The sequence below is a fragment of the Kitasatospora sp. NPDC001547 genome (assembly GCF_042894165.1).
Classification (GTDB): Bacteria; Actinomycetota; Actinomycetes; order Streptomycetales; family Streptomycetaceae; genus Kitasatospora.
The window spans coordinates 43,101-59,864 of record NZ_JBIAVL010000012.1 but is presented as its reverse complement, the minus strand read 5'-3'; the positions used below and the strand labels follow the sequence as shown (position 1 = coordinate 59,864).

Annotated in this window: 11 protein-coding genes and 1 other RNA gene; 2 read left to right on the top strand and 10 right to left on the bottom strand. The window is 73.9% G+C overall.

Annotated elements, in window-relative coordinates; all coding sequences use genetic code 11:
* Nucleotide 1: 1 nt before the first annotated feature.
* From ACFY0X_RS22080 to ftsE, 7 genes are all read right to left on the bottom strand, one after another.
* Nucleotides 2-1,474, bottom strand: a complete 1,473-nt coding sequence (locus ACFY0X_RS22080; RefSeq protein WP_387756872.1) for an NAD-dependent malic enzyme — start codon at nt 1,472-1,474, stop codon at nt 2-4.
* Nucleotides 1,475-1,823: 349 nt separating this feature from the next.
* Entirely contained in the window at nt 1,824-4,127 is a 2,304-nt protein-coding gene (locus ACFY0X_RS22075; RefSeq protein ID WP_387756871.1) for a HelD family protein, read from the bottom strand.
* Nucleotides 4,128-4,277: 150 nt separating this feature from the next.
* Nucleotides 4,278-4,659: a transfer-messenger RNA gene (ssrA, locus tag ACFY0X_RS22070) on the bottom strand.
* An 86-nt stretch (nt 4,660-4,745) separates the two neighbouring features.
* On the bottom strand, nt 4,746-5,222 hold the full coding sequence (smpB, locus tag ACFY0X_RS22065) for an SsrA-binding protein SmpB (RefSeq protein WP_045695776.1): 477 nt from the start codon (nt 5,220-5,222) through the stop codon (nt 4,746-4,748).
* Between the two features lie 44 nt (nt 5,223-5,266).
* Nucleotides 5,267-6,403: a S41 family peptidase gene (locus ACFY0X_RS22060; protein WP_387756870.1), complete on the bottom strand. Its 1,137-nt coding sequence runs from the start codon at nt 6,401-6,403 to the stop codon at nt 5,267-5,269.
* Between the two features lie 113 nt (nt 6,404-6,516).
* Entirely contained in the window at nt 6,517-7,428 is a 912-nt protein-coding gene (gene ftsX / locus ACFY0X_RS22055) for a permease-like cell division protein FtsX (RefSeq protein ID WP_387756869.1), read from the bottom strand.
* Between the two features lie 79 nt (nt 7,429-7,507).
* Nucleotides 7,508-8,197: a cell division ATP-binding protein FtsE gene (gene ftsE / locus ACFY0X_RS22050; protein WP_188307673.1), complete on the bottom strand. Its 690-nt coding sequence runs from the start codon at nt 8,195-8,197 to the stop codon at nt 7,508-7,510.
* Between the two features lie 350 nt (nt 8,198-8,547).
* Here ftsE and ACFY0X_RS22045 point away from each other — a divergent pair, with 350 nt between their 5' ends.
* Nucleotides 8,548-8,742, top strand: coding sequence for a hypothetical protein (locus ACFY0X_RS22045; protein WP_387756868.1), 195 nt, complete (start codon nt 8,548-8,550; stop codon nt 8,740-8,742).
* Between the two features lie 66 nt (nt 8,743-8,808).
* Here ACFY0X_RS22045 and prfB read toward each other — a convergent pair whose 3' ends face one another.
* From prfB to ACFY0X_RS22030, 3 genes are all read right to left on the bottom strand, one after another.
* Nucleotides 8,809-9,921 (bottom strand): peptide chain release factor 2, encoded by a 1,113-nt coding sequence (prfB, locus tag ACFY0X_RS22040; RefSeq protein ID WP_387756867.1) that lies wholly within the window; start codon nt 9,919-9,921, stop codon nt 8,809-8,811.
* Nucleotides 9,922-9,990: 69 nt separating this feature from the next.
* Nucleotides 9,991-11,244 carry a serine/threonine-protein kinase gene (locus tag ACFY0X_RS22035; RefSeq protein WP_387756866.1) on the bottom strand — a complete coding sequence of 418 codons (1,254 nt, stop codon included), beginning with the start codon at nt 11,242-11,244 and terminating at the stop codon, nt 9,991-9,993.
* Between the two features lie 269 nt (nt 11,245-11,513).
* A complete protein-coding gene (locus ACFY0X_RS22030) occupies nt 11,514-13,448 on the bottom strand; it encodes a protein kinase (protein WP_387756865.1) in 1,935 nt (644 codons plus the stop codon).
* A gap of 380 nt (nt 13,449-13,828) precedes the next feature.
* Here ACFY0X_RS22030 and ACFY0X_RS22025 point away from each other — a divergent pair, with 380 nt between their 5' ends.
* On the top strand, nt 13,829-16,666 hold the full coding sequence (locus ACFY0X_RS22025; RefSeq protein ID WP_387756864.1) for an FtsK/SpoIIIE domain-containing protein: 2,838 nt from the start codon (nt 13,829-13,831) through the stop codon (nt 16,664-16,666).
* The last annotated feature ends 98 nt before the right edge of the window (nt 16,667-16,764 follow it).

Sequence of the window (16,764 nt, the reverse complement as noted above, 5' to 3'; positions counted from 1 at the left end):
GTCAGAGCTTGACGGTGGGGAACGCGGCGGTGTCGAGGGTGCCGACGATGCCCGGGGTCGGACGGGACGGCGCGCGGTCGTCCTGGGCGCCCGCCAGGGCCGCCTCGCGCACCGCGGAGGCGACGGTCTTGGCGACGTCCTTGTGGAACACGCTCGGGATGATGTAGTTCGCGTTCAGCTCGTCGTCGGCCACGGTGGTGGCCAGCGCCCGGGCGGCGGCGATCATCATCTCGGTGTTGACGGTGCGGCTCTGGGCGTCCAGCAGACCGCGGAAGACGCCCGGGAAGACCAGCACGTTGTTGATCTGGTTTGGGAAGTCGCTGCGGCCGGTGGCGACCACGGCGGCGGTCTGCCGGGCGATGGCCGGGTCGACCTCCGGGTCCGGGTTGGCCAGCGCGAAGACGATCGAGTCCTCGGCCATGGTGGCCAGGTCGTCGCCGTCCAGGACGTTCGGGGCCGAGACGCCGATGAAGACGTCGGCGCCCGCCACGGCCTCCTTGAGGGTGCCGGTGCGGCCCGAGCGGTTGGTGTGCTCGGCGATCCAGCGCAGGCTGTCGTTGAGGTCCTCGCGGCCCAGGTGGACCACGCCGCGGACGTCCGCCACGGTGGCGTGCTCGACACCGGCCGCCATCAGCAGCTTGAGGATCGCGGTGCCGGCGGCGCCGGCGCCCGACATCACCACGCGGATGTCGCCGATCCGCTTGCCGACCACCTTCAGCGCGTTGGTGAGGGCGGCCAGAACCACGATCGCGGTGCCGTGCTGGTCGTCGTGGAAGACCGGGATGTCCAGGGCCTCGCGCAGCCGGGCCTCGATCTCGAAGCAGCGCGGCGCGGAGATGTCCTCCAGGTTGATCCCGGCGAAGCCCGGGGCGATCGCCTTGACGATGGCGACGATCTCGTCGGTGTCCTGGGTGTCCAGGCAGATCGGCCAGGCGTCGATCCCCGCGAAGCGCTTGAACAGGGCGGCCTTGCCCTCCATGACCGGCAGCGCGGCCTCCGGGCCGATGTTGCCCAGGCCCAGCACCGCCGAGCCGTCGGTGACCACGGCGACGCTGTTGCGCTTGATGGTCAGGCGGCGGGCGTCCTCGGGGTTCTCCGCGATCGCCATGCAGACCCGGGCGACACCCGGGGTGTAGATCATGCTGAGGTCGTCACGGTTGCGGATCGGCAGCTTGGACGACATCTCGATCTTGCCGCCGAGGTGCATCAGGAAGGTGCGGTCCGAGACCTTGCCGATCGACACGCCGTCGATCGCGCGCAGCTTCTCGACGATCTCCTCGCCGTGCGCGACCGAGGAGGCCGCCACCGTGACGTCGATCCGCAGGGCCTCCAGGCCGGAGGCGGTGACGTCGAGGCCGGTCACCGACCCGCCGGAGGACTCCACGGCCGTGGTGATCGCACTGACGGCGTTGCTTTGGGCCGGGACCTCCAGCCGCACCGTGATCGAGTTGGAGACACTGGGCACCGTCGCCATCGACGCTTCCTTCTTCCGTCTGTCCCGCAGGCTCAACATTTTGTTGAAGGCATCGCCTGCGCATGCTAGACCTCGATCGTCGCACCTTCCAAGGGCAAGCCAGAAATAACGTTCATTGAGTGTGCGGACCCGACAAACCCGCCCGACGGCACCGGTCCCCGACGCTCACTCCTTGCCTCTCCCGGCCGATGCGTTACATTGGACGGGACACCGGCTCGATCCAAGCCCCCGGGCCCAACCTTCGTCCCTTCGAGGGACCACTTGCCGCGAGGCGAGCATGGCGGGTCGGTGTCGTCAACGTCTGAAGGCCCCTCACCATCCGGTGGGGGGCCTTCTTCCGTACGGACCGTCAGCCGTGCAGCAGCGCGGGCACGCCGTCCGCGTCCGGCAGGTCGTCCGGGCCGGAGAGCACCGTCAGCCGCTGGGTCGCGCGGGTCAGCGCCACGTACAGCACCCGCAGGCCCGCCTCCGACTCGCCGGCGATGCCGGTCGGGTCGGCGACCACGGTCGCGTCGTACTCCAGGCCCTTGGCCTCCAGGCTGCCCAGCGCCACCACGCGCTCGCCCAGGCCCTCGGCCCAGCCGGCCGCCTCGTCCCGGCGGTCCATCGGCACCACGATCGCCACGGTGCCGTCCACCTCGGCCAGCAGCCGCTCCAGCTCGGCCCGGGCGGCCTTGCCGAAGGCCTCCGGCGAGGGGTCGGCGGTGGCCGCGAAGCGCGGCTCCACACCGACGTGGCGCACCGCGCTCGGCGACGGGGTGCCCGGCGCGGCCAGCGCCAGCACCTTGGCCGCGACCTCGGCGATCTCGGCCGGGTTGCGGTAGTTCACGGTCAGCGTGAAGCGGCGGCGCGGCTTGCCGGAGAGCACCTCGTCCATCGCGGCCTGGGCCTCCTGCGGGAACGGCCAGGAGGACTGCGCCGGGTCCCCGACGATCGTCCAGGTGGCCGTCCGGGACCGGCGGCCGATCATCCGCCACTGCATCGGGGTGAGGTCCTGCGCCTCGTCCACGATGACGTGGGCGTACTCCGTGCGCTCCACCGGCCGGCGGTCGCGCTGGCGGGCGCTGCGGTCGGCGAAGGTGGTGACCTCGTCCAGGCCGCTCAGCAGGTCCACCGCGTCCACCTCGCGGACCTTCGGGCGGGCCGGCTCGCCGAGCAGCACCTGGAGCTCGTCGATCAGCGCGACGTCGTGCGCGGACAGCGCGCCCTCGCCCTCCGCCGACAGGTGGCGCCAGGAGGCGGCCAGCAGCCTGGCCTCGTCCGGGGTGACGGCGCGGCGGGCGATCCGGTTGGTGTGCCGGTGCTGGCGCAGCGTGGCGAGCACCCGGCGCGGGGTCAGCGCCGGCCACCAGGCGTCCAGGAAGTCCAGGAAGGACGCCTCGTCCGAGACGTACTCGTCGAAGGACTCCTTCTCCTCCTGGCGCTGCTCGCGGGCGTAGTGGTCGGCGGGCTTCGGCAGGTCCCTGGTGGCCTGCTGCCACAGGGCGTCCAGCAGCAGCCGGCGGGCGCGCGGGCGCAGCAGGTTCAGCGGGGTGCCGCCGGAGCCCACCACGTTGCCGCGCACGGCCTTCAGCCGGGAGGCGTCCAGCTTCAGCACCTCGCCGCGGGCGACCACCTTCAGCTCCTGCGGCGCGCCCAGCTCCAGGGCCGCGCGGGCGGCCCGGCGCAGCAGCTGCACCATCCGGGCCGAGCCCTTGACCCGGGCCGCCTCGGGGGTGTCGTAGGTGTCCGCCTCGATGCCGTCCACCAGCGAGCCGATCGCCCGGATGGCGACCTGGCCCTCCTCCCCCAGCGCGGGCAGCACGCCCTCGGTGTAGGAGACCAGCAGCGGGGTCGGCGAGACCACCAGGATGCCCCCGGCGTAGCGGCGGCGGTCCTGGTAGAGCAGGTAGGCGGCGCGGTGCAGGGCGACGGCGGTCTTGCCGGTGCCGGGGCCGCCGGTGACCAGGGTGGCGCCCGCGGCGGCGGCGCGGATCACCTCGTCCTGCTCCCGCTGGATGGAGGAGACGATGTCGCGCATCGAGTGGCTGCGGGCGCGGCCCAGCGAGGCCATCAGCGCGCCGTCGCCGACCACCGCCAGCTCCTCGCCGTCCAGGGTCGGGGTGAGGTCCGGGCGCAGCAGGTCGTCCTCGACGCCGATCACCTTGCGGCCCTTGGACCGGATGACGCGGCGGCGGATCACCCGGCCCGGCTCGACCGGGGTGGCGCGGTAGAACGGGGCGGCGGCGGGCGCGCGCCAGTCGATCACCAGCGGGCCGTACTCGGCGTCCAGCACGCCCAGCCGGCCGATGTGGAGGGTCTCGGCGACGGCCGGGTCGGCCGGGTCGAGCGGGGTGTTCGACGGGATCCCGTGCTCCTCCGGGGCGTCCGCCCGCTGGAGGTCGATCCGGCCGAACAGGAAGTCCTCGAACTCGCTGTTCAGACGCTGGAGGTGGGCGCCGGCCCGGTAGACCTGCGCGTCGCGCTCGGCGAGCGCGCCGGGAGTGCCGACCTGGACCCGCTTGGCGGCGTCCTCCAGGATGTACTCGGCCTCGGCGAGCTTCTCCTCCAACCGGTGGTAGACGGTGTCGAGGTGCTGCTGCTCACCGGCGATCTCGCGCGTGCGGACGGTCTCGTGGTCGGTGGCGGGGGTGGTGGGCGTGTTGCTCTGCATGGCCTCGGTGGTAGCGACGGAATCCGGCTCCGGAAAACGAGCGGACGGATGATCCTACGCCGCGACCCCCCGGCCGCGCTGCTCCGGAACGCACAAAAATCGAAGGCCGCCCTCCGCGGAGCGGAGGACGGCCTTCGAGTCAACATGGGGTGGTGGAGATGCCGGGAATCGAACCCGGGTCCAGTGGAGTCAATTCAGGGCTTCTCCGAGCGCAGTCCGCTGTGCTTTTCTCGGCCCTGGCGGTCACGCGGACAAGCCGCCAACAGGCCCAGCTGCTGTTTGGTTTCCCATCCGCCCTCGCAGCCCGGGCGGACGGTTGAGTTCCCTAGATTATGCCAGGGTCCGGGTCGGGAACTCCCCGGTCTGACACCCAAGCGCTATCGGTGCTTATTAGGCAGCGAGAGCGAACTGCTGGGAATCGCGCTTAGAGTTGGCGATTATTTTTTTGCGACACGTGGTTTACGAGATCATTGCCGCGTTCCTCGGCTCGCTTCCCCTGTTTCAACATCCCCTGTCGAAACCGATCATCCCCATGTTTTGTTGAGAAACAGCTCGGACGGTCATCGTCCGTGTTGCTTGCGCCATAGTACGCGAGGCGACGGGCGAGGGTCCAGCGGATTAGCCCTGGCGTCGGCGGGCCGCCGCCACCGCGCGGGCCGTCTCGCGGGTGTCCTGCTTCTCGCGCAGCGTCTGGCGCTTGTCGTACAGCTTCTTGCCGACGGCCAGCGCCAGTTCGAGCTTCACCCGGCCGTCCTTGAAGTACAGCGAGAGCGGGACCAGGGTGTGGCCCGCGTCGCGGACCTTGGTCTCGATCTTGCGGATCTCCAGCTTGTGCAGCAGCAGCTTGCGCTTGCGCCGGGCCGCGTGGTTGGTCCACGTCCCCTGGGTGTACTCGGGGATGAAGACGTTGTCGATCCACGCCTCGTGGTTCTGGATGTACGCGTAGCCGTCGACCAGGTTGGCCCTCCCCTCGCGCAGCGACTTGACCTCGGTGCCGGTGAGTACGAGGCCGCACTCGTAGGTGTCGAGGATCGTGTACTCGTGTCGCGCCTTCTTGTTCTGCGCGATCAGCTTCTGTCCGGTTTCCTTTGCCATAGCCCGGTCATTCTCGCACTTCGACGCCCGGCGGGGCAGCTGCTTTAGGCGCGGGTGCCGAGCCCCGCGAGGACCCGCAGGGCGAGCTCGTCGGCCTCCTCGCCCGAGCCGGCCTGGACGTCGGGGGCCAGGCCGGTGCCGTCGGGGGAGCGTCCGGCCGGGGTGTAGTAGCGGCCGACGGTCAGTTCCAGCACGGCGCCGTCGGCGAGCCGGCTGGGCTGCTGGACGGTGCCCTTGCCGAAGGTCCGCGAACCCACCACCACGGCGCGGCTGCGGTCCTGGAGGGCTCCGGCGAGCAGTTCGGCGGCGCTCATCGTGCCGCCGTCCACCAGCAGCACCAGCGGGGTGCGCTGGTCCCCGCCGGGCGGGGCGGTCAACTCCCTGGTCCCGCCGCGCTCCTGGTACGAGCCGACCGGTCCGCCGTCCAGGAAGATCCCGGCGGTGCCGGCCGCCTCGTCGACCAACCCGCCGGAGTTGCCGCGCAGATCGAGCACCACGCCGGTGTGCGGGGCGCGCAGCGCGGCGCGCACCTGGTCGGCCACGCCGCTGGTGAAGGCGCGCACGGTCACCCGCAGCACGCCCTTGCCCAGCTGCTCGGCGGTGACCTGGCGGCTGTCCAGCAGCACGCGCCGCAGCCGCAGTTCGCGTTCGTCACCCCCGCCGCGCCGGACCGCCACGGTGACCTCGGACCCCGCCCGGCGCTCCTCGCCCTGGCCGCGCAGCCGCGCGACCACCTCGGTGACCGGCAGGTGGTCGGCCTGGTCCCGGCCGATCCGCACCAGCCGGTCGCCGGGGGCGATCCCGGCCTCGGCGGCCGGTCCGCCCGGCGCGACCTGGGAGACCTCGGTGACGCCGTCCTGGCCGCGGCCGACCGACACGCCGACGCCCGGGTACCGGCCGTCCAGGCCCTGGCTGAACTCGGCGTACTCCTGGGCGCTGTAGTACGCGCCCCAGCGGTCGCCGCCGGCCGCCAGCAGGTGCTCGGCCTGCTGCTCGGACAGGGCGGCGCCGGCCGGGTCGGCCGGGAGCCCGGCGGCGGCCCGGACGGTGTCGGCGGAGGGCCGGTGCGGCGGGTCGGCCGGGTCGCCCCAGGCGCCGGTCGCCGCGCCGGTCAGCAGCACGGCGCCGAACACCAGGCTGAGGGCGGCCACCTGGCGGCCCCTGCGCGGAGTTTGCAGCATGGCATCGGAGTGTAGACACCGCTCCGCGCGGGGCGGGCCGGAACGGTGGACCGCGGAAGGCCGACGGCCCCGGACGGCGCAGTGCCGTCCGGGGCCGTCGGGGCGTCCGGGGATCAGACCTTGAGGTACTTGCGCAGCGTGAAGAACGCCGCGACGCCGGCCATGCCCATACCCACCACGATCAGCAGCGGTATCACCGCGAGCACCGACCCGAGGCCGATGAAGTGGATGAACTGCACCCGGTCGGCCAGCCAGTTCTGGACGAAGAAGTGCCCGCCGATCAGCAGTCCGGAGGCCATCATCGCGCCGAGCAGCGCCGAGAAGGCCGCCTCGGCGATGAAGGGCATCTGGACGTAGAAGTTCGAGGCACCGACCAGGCGCATGATCCCGGTTTCGCGCCGTCGGCTGTACGCCGACACCCGGACGGTGTTGACGATCAGCAGCAGCGCGACGAACAGCATCAGCACCATGATCACGAAGGCTGCCGTCTGGAGGCCGTTGAGCAGGCCGAACAGGTTCTCCAGGATCTTCCGCTGGTCCTCGACCGACTTGACGCCGGGCTTGCCGGCGAAGGCGCTCTGGATCACGTCGTACTTGGTCGGGTCGTTGAGCTTGACCCGCCAGGACTGCGGCATGGCGTCCGGGCCCAGGACGGAGATGAGCGGGTTGTCCGGGTTCATCTCCTTCCAGTGCTTGTACGCCTCGGGGGAGCTCTCGTAGGTGGACGACTGGACCACCGACGTCATCTTGTCCAGCTGGTCCTTGATGTCCTGGACCTGCTGGTCGGTGGCCGCACCCTTGTCGCACTGGGGCGAGTTGCGGGCGTCCGCCTTGGTGCAGAAGTAGATGCTCACCTCGACCTTGTCGTACCAGTACCCCTTCATGGAGTTCACCTGGTCGCGGACCAGGAGCGAGGAACCGGCGAGGGCGAGGGAGAGCGCGACGCTGACCACGACCGCGATGGTCATGGTCAGGTTGCGTCGGAGACCCACACCGATCTCCGACAGGACGAACTGGGCACGCATGCGGGAAACAACTCCAGGGTCGGTACTGCTCCGGGACTGGCGGTTCGGGCCGACGGCCCTACGGGTCAGCGCTGGTCGGTCAGTGCTGGTACCCGTAGACGCCGCGGGCCTGGTCGCGGACGAGCAGCCCCTTGTCGAGCTCGATGACGCGCTTGCGCATCTGGTCGACGATGGCCTGGTCGTGGGTGGCCATCAGCACCGTGGTGCCGGTGCGGTTGATGCGGTCGAGCAGCTTCATGATGCCGACCGAGTTCTGCGGGTCGAGGTTGCCGGTGGGCTCGTCCGCGATGAGCAGCATCGGACGGTTCACGAAGGCGCGGGCGATCGCCACGCGCTGCTGCTCACCACCGGACAGCTCGCCCGGCATGCGGTCCTCCTTGCCGCCGAGGCCGACCAGCTCCAGCACCTCGGGCACCACCTTGCCGATGGCGCTCTTGGGCTTGCCGATCACCTCCAGGGCGAAGGCGACGTTCTGCGCGACCGTCTTGTTCGGCAGCAGGCGGAAGTCCTGGAAGACGGTGCCCAGCTGGCGGCGCATGTGCGGCACCTTCCAGTTGGACAGCTTGCCGAGGTCCTTGCCCAGCACGTGCACGGCGCCCGTGGAGGGGCGCTCCTCGCGCAGGCACAGGCGCAGGAAGGTGGACTTCCCCGAGCCGGACGAGCCGACCAGGAAGACGAACTCGCCCTTCTCGATCTCCAGCGAGACGTTGTCCAGGGCGGGACGATTCTGCTTGGGATAGGTCTTGGAGACGTTGTCGAATCTGATCACGGCTGCATCACGGAGGCCATCCTAGGCGGCGCCAGTCCTCGGTCGGTCCGCCCCGGAGGCCCGGTCCATGGGCGGGCGACGGGAACGCAGAGGGCCGCTCCCGGACTGGGACCATACGCGAATCGGGAACGGGCCCGCAGGGACCGCCCGTGACAACGGCCACCCCTTGGGAGAGAATGTCCGCTTATGCCCCGAATATTGGGAGGCATCTCACAGCCCGGGAGCCGGAACCGCCGGAACCTGGCAGAGTGGAGGGGGCGACCGTGTCACGGCCGCTCCCCCGTACAGGGCAGTGCGTGGAACCAAAGCCCCGTCCGGTGCGTTGGCTGTAGCAGCAAGGAGGAGATCGCATGACCTGCGACCATCTGGTGTGCGCCAACTGCAACGGCCGCGTCAGCGACGGGCGTTGCCCGGTGTGCCGGGCCAACCGGGCCCGGATGCAGGAGCAGCAGGGGCCGTTCGCCGCGCTCTCCCCCGCGATGCTGCTGGCTTTGGTGGCCGGGCTGCTCGCGGTGGCGCTGATCGCCCGGCAGGCACTGGCCTGACCCCACGAGACGTACGAGAAGGCCCCCGACCACTGCGGTCGGGGGCCTTCTGCGTCGTGTCGGTGCCTACTCGGCGCTGGTCTCGCGCTGCTTGCGCCAGCGGATCCCGGCCTCGATGAAGCCGTCGATGTCGCCGTCCAGCACGGCCTGCGGGTTGCCGGCCTCGTACGCGGTGCGGACGTCCTTCACCATCTGGTACGGGTGCAGCACGTAGGAGCGCATCTGGTTGCCCCAGGAGCTGCCGCTGTCCTTGAGCGCGTCCATCGCCGCCTTCTCCTCCTGGCGGCGCCGCTCCAGCAGCTTGGCCTGGAGGACGTTCATCGCGGACGCCTTGTTCTGGATCTGCGAGCGCTCGTTCTGGCAGGAGACCACGATGCCGGTCGGGAGGTGGGTGATGCGCACCGCCGAGTCGGTGGTGTTGACGCCCTGGCCGCCGGGGCCGGACGCGCGGTAGACGTCCACCCGCAGGTCGCCCTCGTCGATGTCGACGTGGTCGGACTGCTCGACGACCGGGAGGACCTCGACGCCGGCGAAGGAGGTCTGCCGGCGGCCCTGGTTGTCGAACGGCGAGATGCGGACCAGGCGGTGGGTGCCCTGCTCGACCGAGAGGGTGCCGTAGGCGTACGGCGCCTTCACGGTGAAGGTCGCGGACTTGATGCCGGCCTCTTCGGCGTACGAGGTGTCGTACACCTCGGTGGGGTACCCGTGCCGCTCGGCCCAGCGCAGGTACATGCGCATGAGCTGCTCGGCGAAGTCGGCGGCGTCCACGCCACCGGCCTCGGCACGGATGTTGATCAGCGCCTCGCGGGCGTCGTACTCGCCGGACAGGAGGGTGCGGACCTCCAGCTCCTCGACCGCCTTCTGCAGGGCGACCAGCTCGGCCTCGGCCTCGGCGCGGGTGTCCGCGTCATCCTCGGACTCGGCCAGTTCGAACATCACGCCCAGGTCGTCGATGCGGCCGCGCAGGCCCTCGACGCGGCGCAGTTCGCCCTGCAGGAAGGAGAGCCGGCTGGTCACCTTCTGCGCGTTCGCGACGTCGTCCCACAGGGTGGGGGCGGCTGCCTCCTCCTCCAGGACCGCGATGTCGGCCCGGATCTTGTCCAGGTCGATGACGGCCTCGATCGACCCCATGGTCGTATCGAGGTTCTTGAGCTCTTCGGAAGGATCGACGGCTGCCACGCCCCCAGGGTAATGGTTCCGGGGGTGGTCATGACGACACCCCCGGTTCCCCAGGCGTCACAACGGCGGTCAGGGCGCCCGCGGGGCCGTGTCCGACACCGCCGGGCGGGTGGGGCGGCCGCCGTCCGGGACGGTGGCCGCGAAGGCCGTCCAGGCCGCGGCGGCGCCCGCCAGCAGCAGCACGGTGGCGATCAGGACGGCCAGCAGCCGGCGGCGGCGCAGCAGCGCCTGGCGGTCCCGGCGGTGGCCGGGGGCGACGCGCTGGGCGCGGGACTCGACCGCGTAGGCGGCCAGCTCCTCGGCGGACGGGCGGCGCAGGCTGGTGTGGGTGTCCCGGGTGGAGTCCGGGGCGGCGCCGGGCACCAGCGGCACGGCCGGGCCGCGGCGGCGCTTGTGGGTGCCGGGGCCGGCGTCGACCTCGGCGTAGACGGCCTCGCCGGGAGTCAGCTGCTCCTCGGCCGGGGCCCGGCCCTGGACGGGCACGGCGAGCACCGGCAGGCCGGCCAGCGAGGGCAGCTGCTCGCGCAGCCGGGAGGCCAGCTCGGCGGCGCGCAGCCGGGAGGCCGGGGCCTTGGCCAGGCACTCGGAGATGATCCGCCACAGCCCGTCCGGCAGACCGGGGATCGGCGGCACCTGCTCGGTGACGTGCCGGCGCAGCACCGCGCCGGTGTGGCCGCCGCCGAACGGGGTGGACCCGGCCAGCAACTCGTACAGCACGGTGGCGAGGGCGTAGATGTCGACGGCGGCGCGCGGCTCCAGGCCCTCGATGATCTCGGGGGCGAGGTAGTCGGGGGTGCCGATGATCCGGGTGGCCCGGGTGCGGCGGGGGGCGTCGACCAGGCGGGCCACGCCGAAGTCGGTGAGCTTGGCGCGCGGGGCGCCGCCCGGGCCGGGGGCGGCGGCGAGGTCGAGCAGGACGTTCTCCGGCTTGACGTCGCGGTGGACGATCCCGGCCGCGTGCGCGGCGGCCAGGCCGTCGGCGACGTCGGCGATGACCGAGGCAGCAGTCTGCGGGGGCAGCGCGCCATCCCGCTCCAGCCGGGAGCGCAGGTCGGTGCCCTGGACCAGCTCCATCACCAGGGCGAGGTCGCTGCCGTCCACCACCATGTCGCGCACGCCGACCACCCGGGGGTGGTCGAGGCTGGTCAGCGCGGTGCGCTCCTGGACGAAGCGGCCGACCAGCACCTGGTCGGCGGCGAGGTCCTCGCGCAGCAGCTTGACCGCCACCGGGCCGTCCGGCCCCTCACCGAGCCAGACCGTCCCGGCCGAACCCCGGCCGATCACCTGGTGGACGGTGTACCGGCTGCCGATCTTGCGTGCCAATGCTGCTCCGTGGGCGGCGCGGGAGCGCTCCGGGGGTCCGGCGCGCTCGGTGGGGCGGGACAACAGCGACCAACCTACGCGCCCGGAGGCCCCGCGCGGGCCGCCTGAGGGGCCCTGGGCGGGACTCCCGGCCGAGAAATCTCGCGAATTGTCGACATAGCGTCAATATCGCCGCCCGGGCGGGCCGGGGCCGGATCGGCCCGGCCCCCGATGCCGAGCCGGCACGGGCACCGGCCCAGTCGGCCTGGCGCGGGCGCCCTCCCGGGGCGCTACCTGCCGAGGACGCTGTTCACCCAGCCGCGCGCCGAGTCGAACCAGCCCACCACGTTGTCCCAGTACTGCGGCAGCGGCGTGAAGTTCCACAGCGCCACCCCGGCCACGGCCAGCACCAGCAGGACCATCAGGCAGCCCTTGAGGCAGCCGAGCCCCGGGATGTACATCCGGTTGCGACTGCGCGGGCGCGGCTCGCGGGCCGGCGCGGGCTCGCGGCGGGCCGGGGCCGGCGGCTCCTCACGGCGCTGCGGCGGGGCCTCCCGGTACTGCGGCGCGGGCGGCTCGGCCCGGCGCGGCACCGGGGTGGGCGCGGGCGGCGGCGGGTAACCGCCCTGCGGCTGCCCGTACCCGGACGGGGCCTGCCGGTAGCCGCCGGGCTGCTGCGGCCCGGGGCGGCCGCCCTGGCCGCCCTGGCCCCGCTGACCACCCTGGCCCTGCGGACCGCCGTGGCCGCCCTGGCCCGCCTGGTACGGCGGCGGGGCCACCGGCGGGCGCTGGGCGTAGCCGGGCGGGGGCGGGGACTGGCGGTAGCCGCCGGGCTGCTGCGGCCCGGGGCGGCCGCCCGGGGCCCCCTGGCCCGGCCGACGGCCCTGGCCGGGGTGGCCGCCCTGGCCGGCCTGGTAGGGCGGCGGGGCGACCTGCGGGTCCGGGTAGTCCTCGTAGTCCTCCGGGCCGAAGTAGCCGACCTGGGTCTGCTGGTTGCGGTCCCGCGCCGCGCGCAGCTGGGTCTGCCACGGGTGCGGCGCCTCCTCCTGGGGCGGCGCGGCGGGCGGGGGCGGCGGCACGGCGGCGGGCGGCATCACCCGGGTGCGGTCCTCGGCGCCCTGCGGGGGCGCCGGCGGCGGCTGGGTGCCCATCACCCGGGTCGCCCCGGCCGGGTCGTACTGCGGTCCGGCCGGGGGCGGCGGCAGCACCTGGGTGCGGTCGTCGGCGCCCAGGGCCGTCGCACCCGGGCCCATCGCGCCCGGCACCGTCGCGGGCGGCAGCGGCGACGCGGTGGAGGGGACGGCGGTCGGCTGCGGGTCCGGCAGCAGCAGGGCGCCGACCGCCAGCGCCTCGTCCACCGCCGCCGGGGAGGCGTGCACGCCGACGCCGGCCGCGACCACTCGCAGCGCGTGGGCCAGCGAGGTGGCGCCGGGCCGCTGGGCCGGGTCCTTGCGCAGGCAGCGCTCGATCACCGTCCAGAGCGGCTCGGGCATGGTGCTGGGCCGCTGCGGCTCCTGGGCCAGGTGGGCCTGGAGCACGGCGAGCGCGCTGTCGCCCTGGAACGGCTGGCGGCCGGTGACCAGCTCGTACAGCATGATCCCGGCGCCGTACACGTCCACCGCGGAGGTCTGCGGACGGCCCTCGGCGGACTCCGGCGCGACGTAGGCGGGGGTGCCGACGAACTCGTGGGTGCGGGTGACGCCCGGGGAGTCGGCCAGCCGGGCGATGCCGAAGTCGGTCAGCAGCGGGTGCATCCGCTCGACGCCGTCCACCAGGGTGGAGGCGAGCAGCACGTTGGCCGGCTTGAGGTCGCGGTGGACGATCCCGTCCGCGTGGCTGGCCGCCAGCGCGTCCGCGACCTGGGCCATCAGCAGGGCGCCCGCGATCGGGCTGAAGGGGCCGTTGGCGCGCAGGTAGCGGGCCAGGTCGGGGCCCTCCACCAGGTCCATCACCAGGGCCAGCAGCTCGCCCTCGACGACCAGGTCGCGGACCCGGACGATGTTGGGGTGGGTCAGCCGCAGCAGCAGCGAGCGCTCGCGCAGGAAGCGCATCACCACGTCCGGGTCGGCGGCCAGCTCCTCGCGCAGCACCTTGATCGCCACCCGCTGGCCGGGCGCGCAGCCCGGCACCTGGACGTCCTCGCGCACCACGCCGCGCCAGACGGTCCCGGTCGCACCCCGCCCGAGGGTCTCATCCAGCAGATATTTGCTGCCGACTGGCCGCACCTGTCGCACTCCTCGCCGTGCCGCCCGCGCGGGGCGCTCCTCCGCTGGTGCGGTGAGCCTGCCGGGCCCGTGTCTGCGGCCACTCTAACGGTGTCCGTTCGGGTTTTTGAGGTGGCCGGTAGGCCATCCGCACGGTCTGGGGAAGGGTTGGGGGACATCCCCTAGGGAAGGTCCCGGGCACCCCGCGAGGGGCCGGTCGACCTGACCCTCCGTCGCCCGCGCCACGGCGATGATCGCAAGATCGTCAAATCCGGTACGGTGCGCGGACCGTCCTCGACGGATGGCAGGATGGACACTCGCCACTCGTGTGGCCCAACGGTGCCCACGGCACCGGGCAGCGGCACCAGGCTTCACATCAGCAGAAGGGACCCGCGGGCGAGATGCAGATCCGGCTGACCGTCCTCCGACCGCGCAGCGGCCCGTCCGCCGCCGGCTCCGCCATTCCCTACGTGGACGTGCTGGTCACCGCGCCCGTCGGCACCGCACTCGGCGCCATCGCGGGCGCGCTCGCCGGGGCCGTGGGCGTCCGCGGGCCGCGGGCCGCCACCCACGTGCACCTCTACGCCGGGGCGCACCGGGTCGACGAGCACACCCTGCTCGGCCACCCCCCTCTGCTCGACGGCGCCGTGCTCAGCCTGAACGAGCCCGACCCCACCGCCGACGACCCCGACGACGCCCCCGCCGCCGCCGAACTGCGGGTGGTCGGCGGCCCCGACGCCGGCGGCGTGCACCGGCTGCACGGCCGGGAGATCCGGGTCGGCCGCTCCGCCGAGGCCGACGTCCCGCTCGACGACCCGGACGTCTCGCGGCTGCACCTGTCCCTGCACCTCGCCGAGGACGGCCGGGTCTCCGTCCGCGACCTCGGCTCCACCAACGGCACCGCCCTGGACGGCCGGCTCGTCCCGCCCGGCCCGCCGGAGGCCGCCGTCCCGCTGGAGCCCGGCGCCCTGCTGCGGATCGGCGAGTCCACCCTCCAGGTGACCGCCCCCGAACCGGCCGAAGCCACCGGAGCCGTCCGCGCCGCCCTGCCGGACGGCCACGGCCACCTCCAGCTCGCCGCCCCCGGCCCGGTCCGGCCCGCGCCGCCCGTGGTCGAACCGCCCGCTGCCCCCGAACCCGCCCCGGGCCGCGGCCGCGGGCTGTTCTCCCTGCTGCCCGGCCGCGCCGCCGAGCCGCCCGGCCAGGAGAGCGCCGAACGCCACCACGCCGCGGTACGGCTGCGCCAGACCGCCGCCCAGCGCGAACGCTGGCCCGACCTCGCCACCCTGCTGCTCAACGCCGTCGGCCCCGGCCCCCGGCTCTGGGAACGCGGCCCCGGCCACCCCGACGCGCTCACCCTGCGCCTCGGCACCGCCGACCGCCCCGGCGGCCCCGGCACCACGCCGGGCACCACGCTGCCCGCCGTCCCGATCACCCTCGACCTCCAGACCGCCGGCAGCCTCGGCCTCAGCGGCCCGCGCGAGCGCCTGGACGCGCTCGCCCGCGCCGTCGTCGCCCAGCTCGCCGCGCTGCACCCGCCGACCGGGCTCAGCCTTGTCGTGGTCGACGCCGACCCGGCCCGCGCCGCCGAGGACCGCGCCGACACCTGGGCCTGGGCCCTGTGGCTGCCCCACCTGCGCCCGGTCGACGGCCAGGACTGCCGACTGCTGATCGGCCTCGACGACGAACAGGCCACCGCCCGGCTGACCGAGCTCACCGCCCGGCTCAGCGGCCCCAGCGGCCTCGGCGGCCACCCCGCCACCGTGGTCGTGGTGGACGGCCGCCCGGCCACCGAGGCCGCCCGGCAGGCGCTCGACCTGCTGCTGCGCCAGGGCCCCGCCGTCGGCATCTTCCCGATCTGCCTCGCCGAACAGCCCGAACTGCTCCCCCGGGGCCTCGGCGCCACCGCCGTGATCACCGGCGAGGTCGGCACCCAGTTCTCGCTGGACCGCCCGGTCGCCCGCGGCCGGGAGGCCCTGCACGAGGTCTCGCTGGACGCCGTCTCGGACGCCTGGGCCGAACGCCTCGCCCGGCTCCTCGCCCCGCTGCGCGAGGCCACCCCGGCCGCCCGCGGCCCGCTGCCCGACGTCCTGCGGCTGCTCGACCTGCTCCAGCTCGACACCGTCACCCCGGCCAAGCTCTCCGCCCGCTGGGACGCCCACGCCGGCGGCATCGGCGCCGCCACCGCCCTGCTCGGCACCACCCGGGACGAGCTCTGCACGCTCGACCTGGCCGACCCCGAGCTCACCCTCCCCTCCCCCGACCCGGGCGGCCCGCACCTGCTGATCGGCGGCGCCCGCGGCTCCGGCAAGACCGAGCTGCTGCGCACCCTGGTCGCCTCGCTCGCCGTCTCCGAGCGGCCCGAGCGGCTGGCCGTCACGATCATCGAGGGCCGGGCCGTGTCGGACGGGCAGGACGGGCTGGACGGCTGCACCGAGCTGCCGCACGTCACCGGCCGGGTGAACGCCGCCGCCGACCCGCGCGCCGCTCTGCTCGCCGCCGAGGCGCTGGAGGACGAACTCACCATCCGGGAGCGGCTGTTCGACGGGCTGGACTTCGCCTCCTGGCACGCCGCCCGCATCCTGGACGAGCAGAGCCTGGACGGGCCGGAGGAGGACGCGGAGCACGCCAAGGTCCCGGTGCCCGCCGCCGTCGGCGGCGGAGCGGCCACCACCCCCCGGATCATCCCGCCGCGCAGCGCGGAAGGCCCCCGCCCGACCGGACCGGCCGCTCCCCCCGCCCGGCTGGTCGTCGTCGTCGACGACTACGACGCCCTGCTCTCCCCCACCTCCGCCGCCGGCCGCCCGCTCGCCCGCGCGCTGGCCGCCGTCGCCCGCCGCGGCGGGCCGCTCGGCATCCACCTCGCCGTCGCCACCGGCCGCCCGGAGGAGAGCGCCGGCACCGAGGTGGACGAGGCCGCGCTGCTGAGGATCGCGCTGCGCACCGACGACCCGGCCGACTCCGACCTGCTGATCCACCTCGGCGACGCGGCCGCCCTCCCCGAGGACACCCCCGGCCGCGGCTACCTCCGGCTCCCGGACGGCGGCGTCACCGCCTTCCAGACCGCCCGGATCAGCGGCCGCATCCCGCGCACCGCCACGCTGCGGCCCACCGTCGTCGCCATAGACCCGCTCCAGCTCGGCGCCCCACCGGCCCGCCGCCCGGTCCGCGAACTCGGCAACGGCCCCACCGACCTCGCCCTCCTCGCCAGCGCCCTCCAGCGCGCCGCCGCCCGCTGACCGGCCGTCCCGCACGAGAAGTCGGCCAGTCCGACTTCCTGTGCGGCAGGTGGGCGTACCACGCCGAAGCCGGGGGCGGGGCCGCGTGAACGCACGCG

Excerpts from the sequence above, each read along its gene's own strand:
- ACFY0X_RS22080 (WP_387756872.1), bottom strand. The coding sequence starts at position 1,474 with ATGGCGACGGTGCCCAGTGTCTCCAACTCGATCACGGTGCGGCTGGAG.
- ACFY0X_RS22075 (WP_387756871.1), bottom strand. The coding sequence starts at position 4,127 with ATGCAGAGCAACACGCCCACCACCCCCGCCACCGACCACGAGACCGTC.
- smpB (WP_045695776.1), bottom strand. The coding sequence starts at position 5,222 with ATGGCAAAGGAAACCGGACAGAAGCTGATCGCGCAGAACAAGAAGGCG.
- ACFY0X_RS22060 (WP_387756870.1), bottom strand. The coding sequence starts at position 6,403 with ATGCTGCAAACTCCGCGCAGGGGCCGCCAGGTGGCCGCCCTCAGCCTG.
- ftsX (WP_387756869.1), bottom strand. The coding sequence starts at position 7,428 with ATGCGTGCCCAGTTCGTCCTGTCGGAGATCGGTGTGGGTCTCCGACGC.
- ACFY0X_RS22045 (WP_387756868.1), top strand. The coding sequence starts at position 8,548 with ATGACCTGCGACCATCTGGTGTGCGCCAACTGCAACGGCCGCGTCAGC.
- ACFY0X_RS22025 (WP_387756864.1), top strand. The coding sequence starts at position 13,829 with ATGCAGATCCGGCTGACCGTCCTCCGACCGCGCAGCGGCCCGTCCGCC.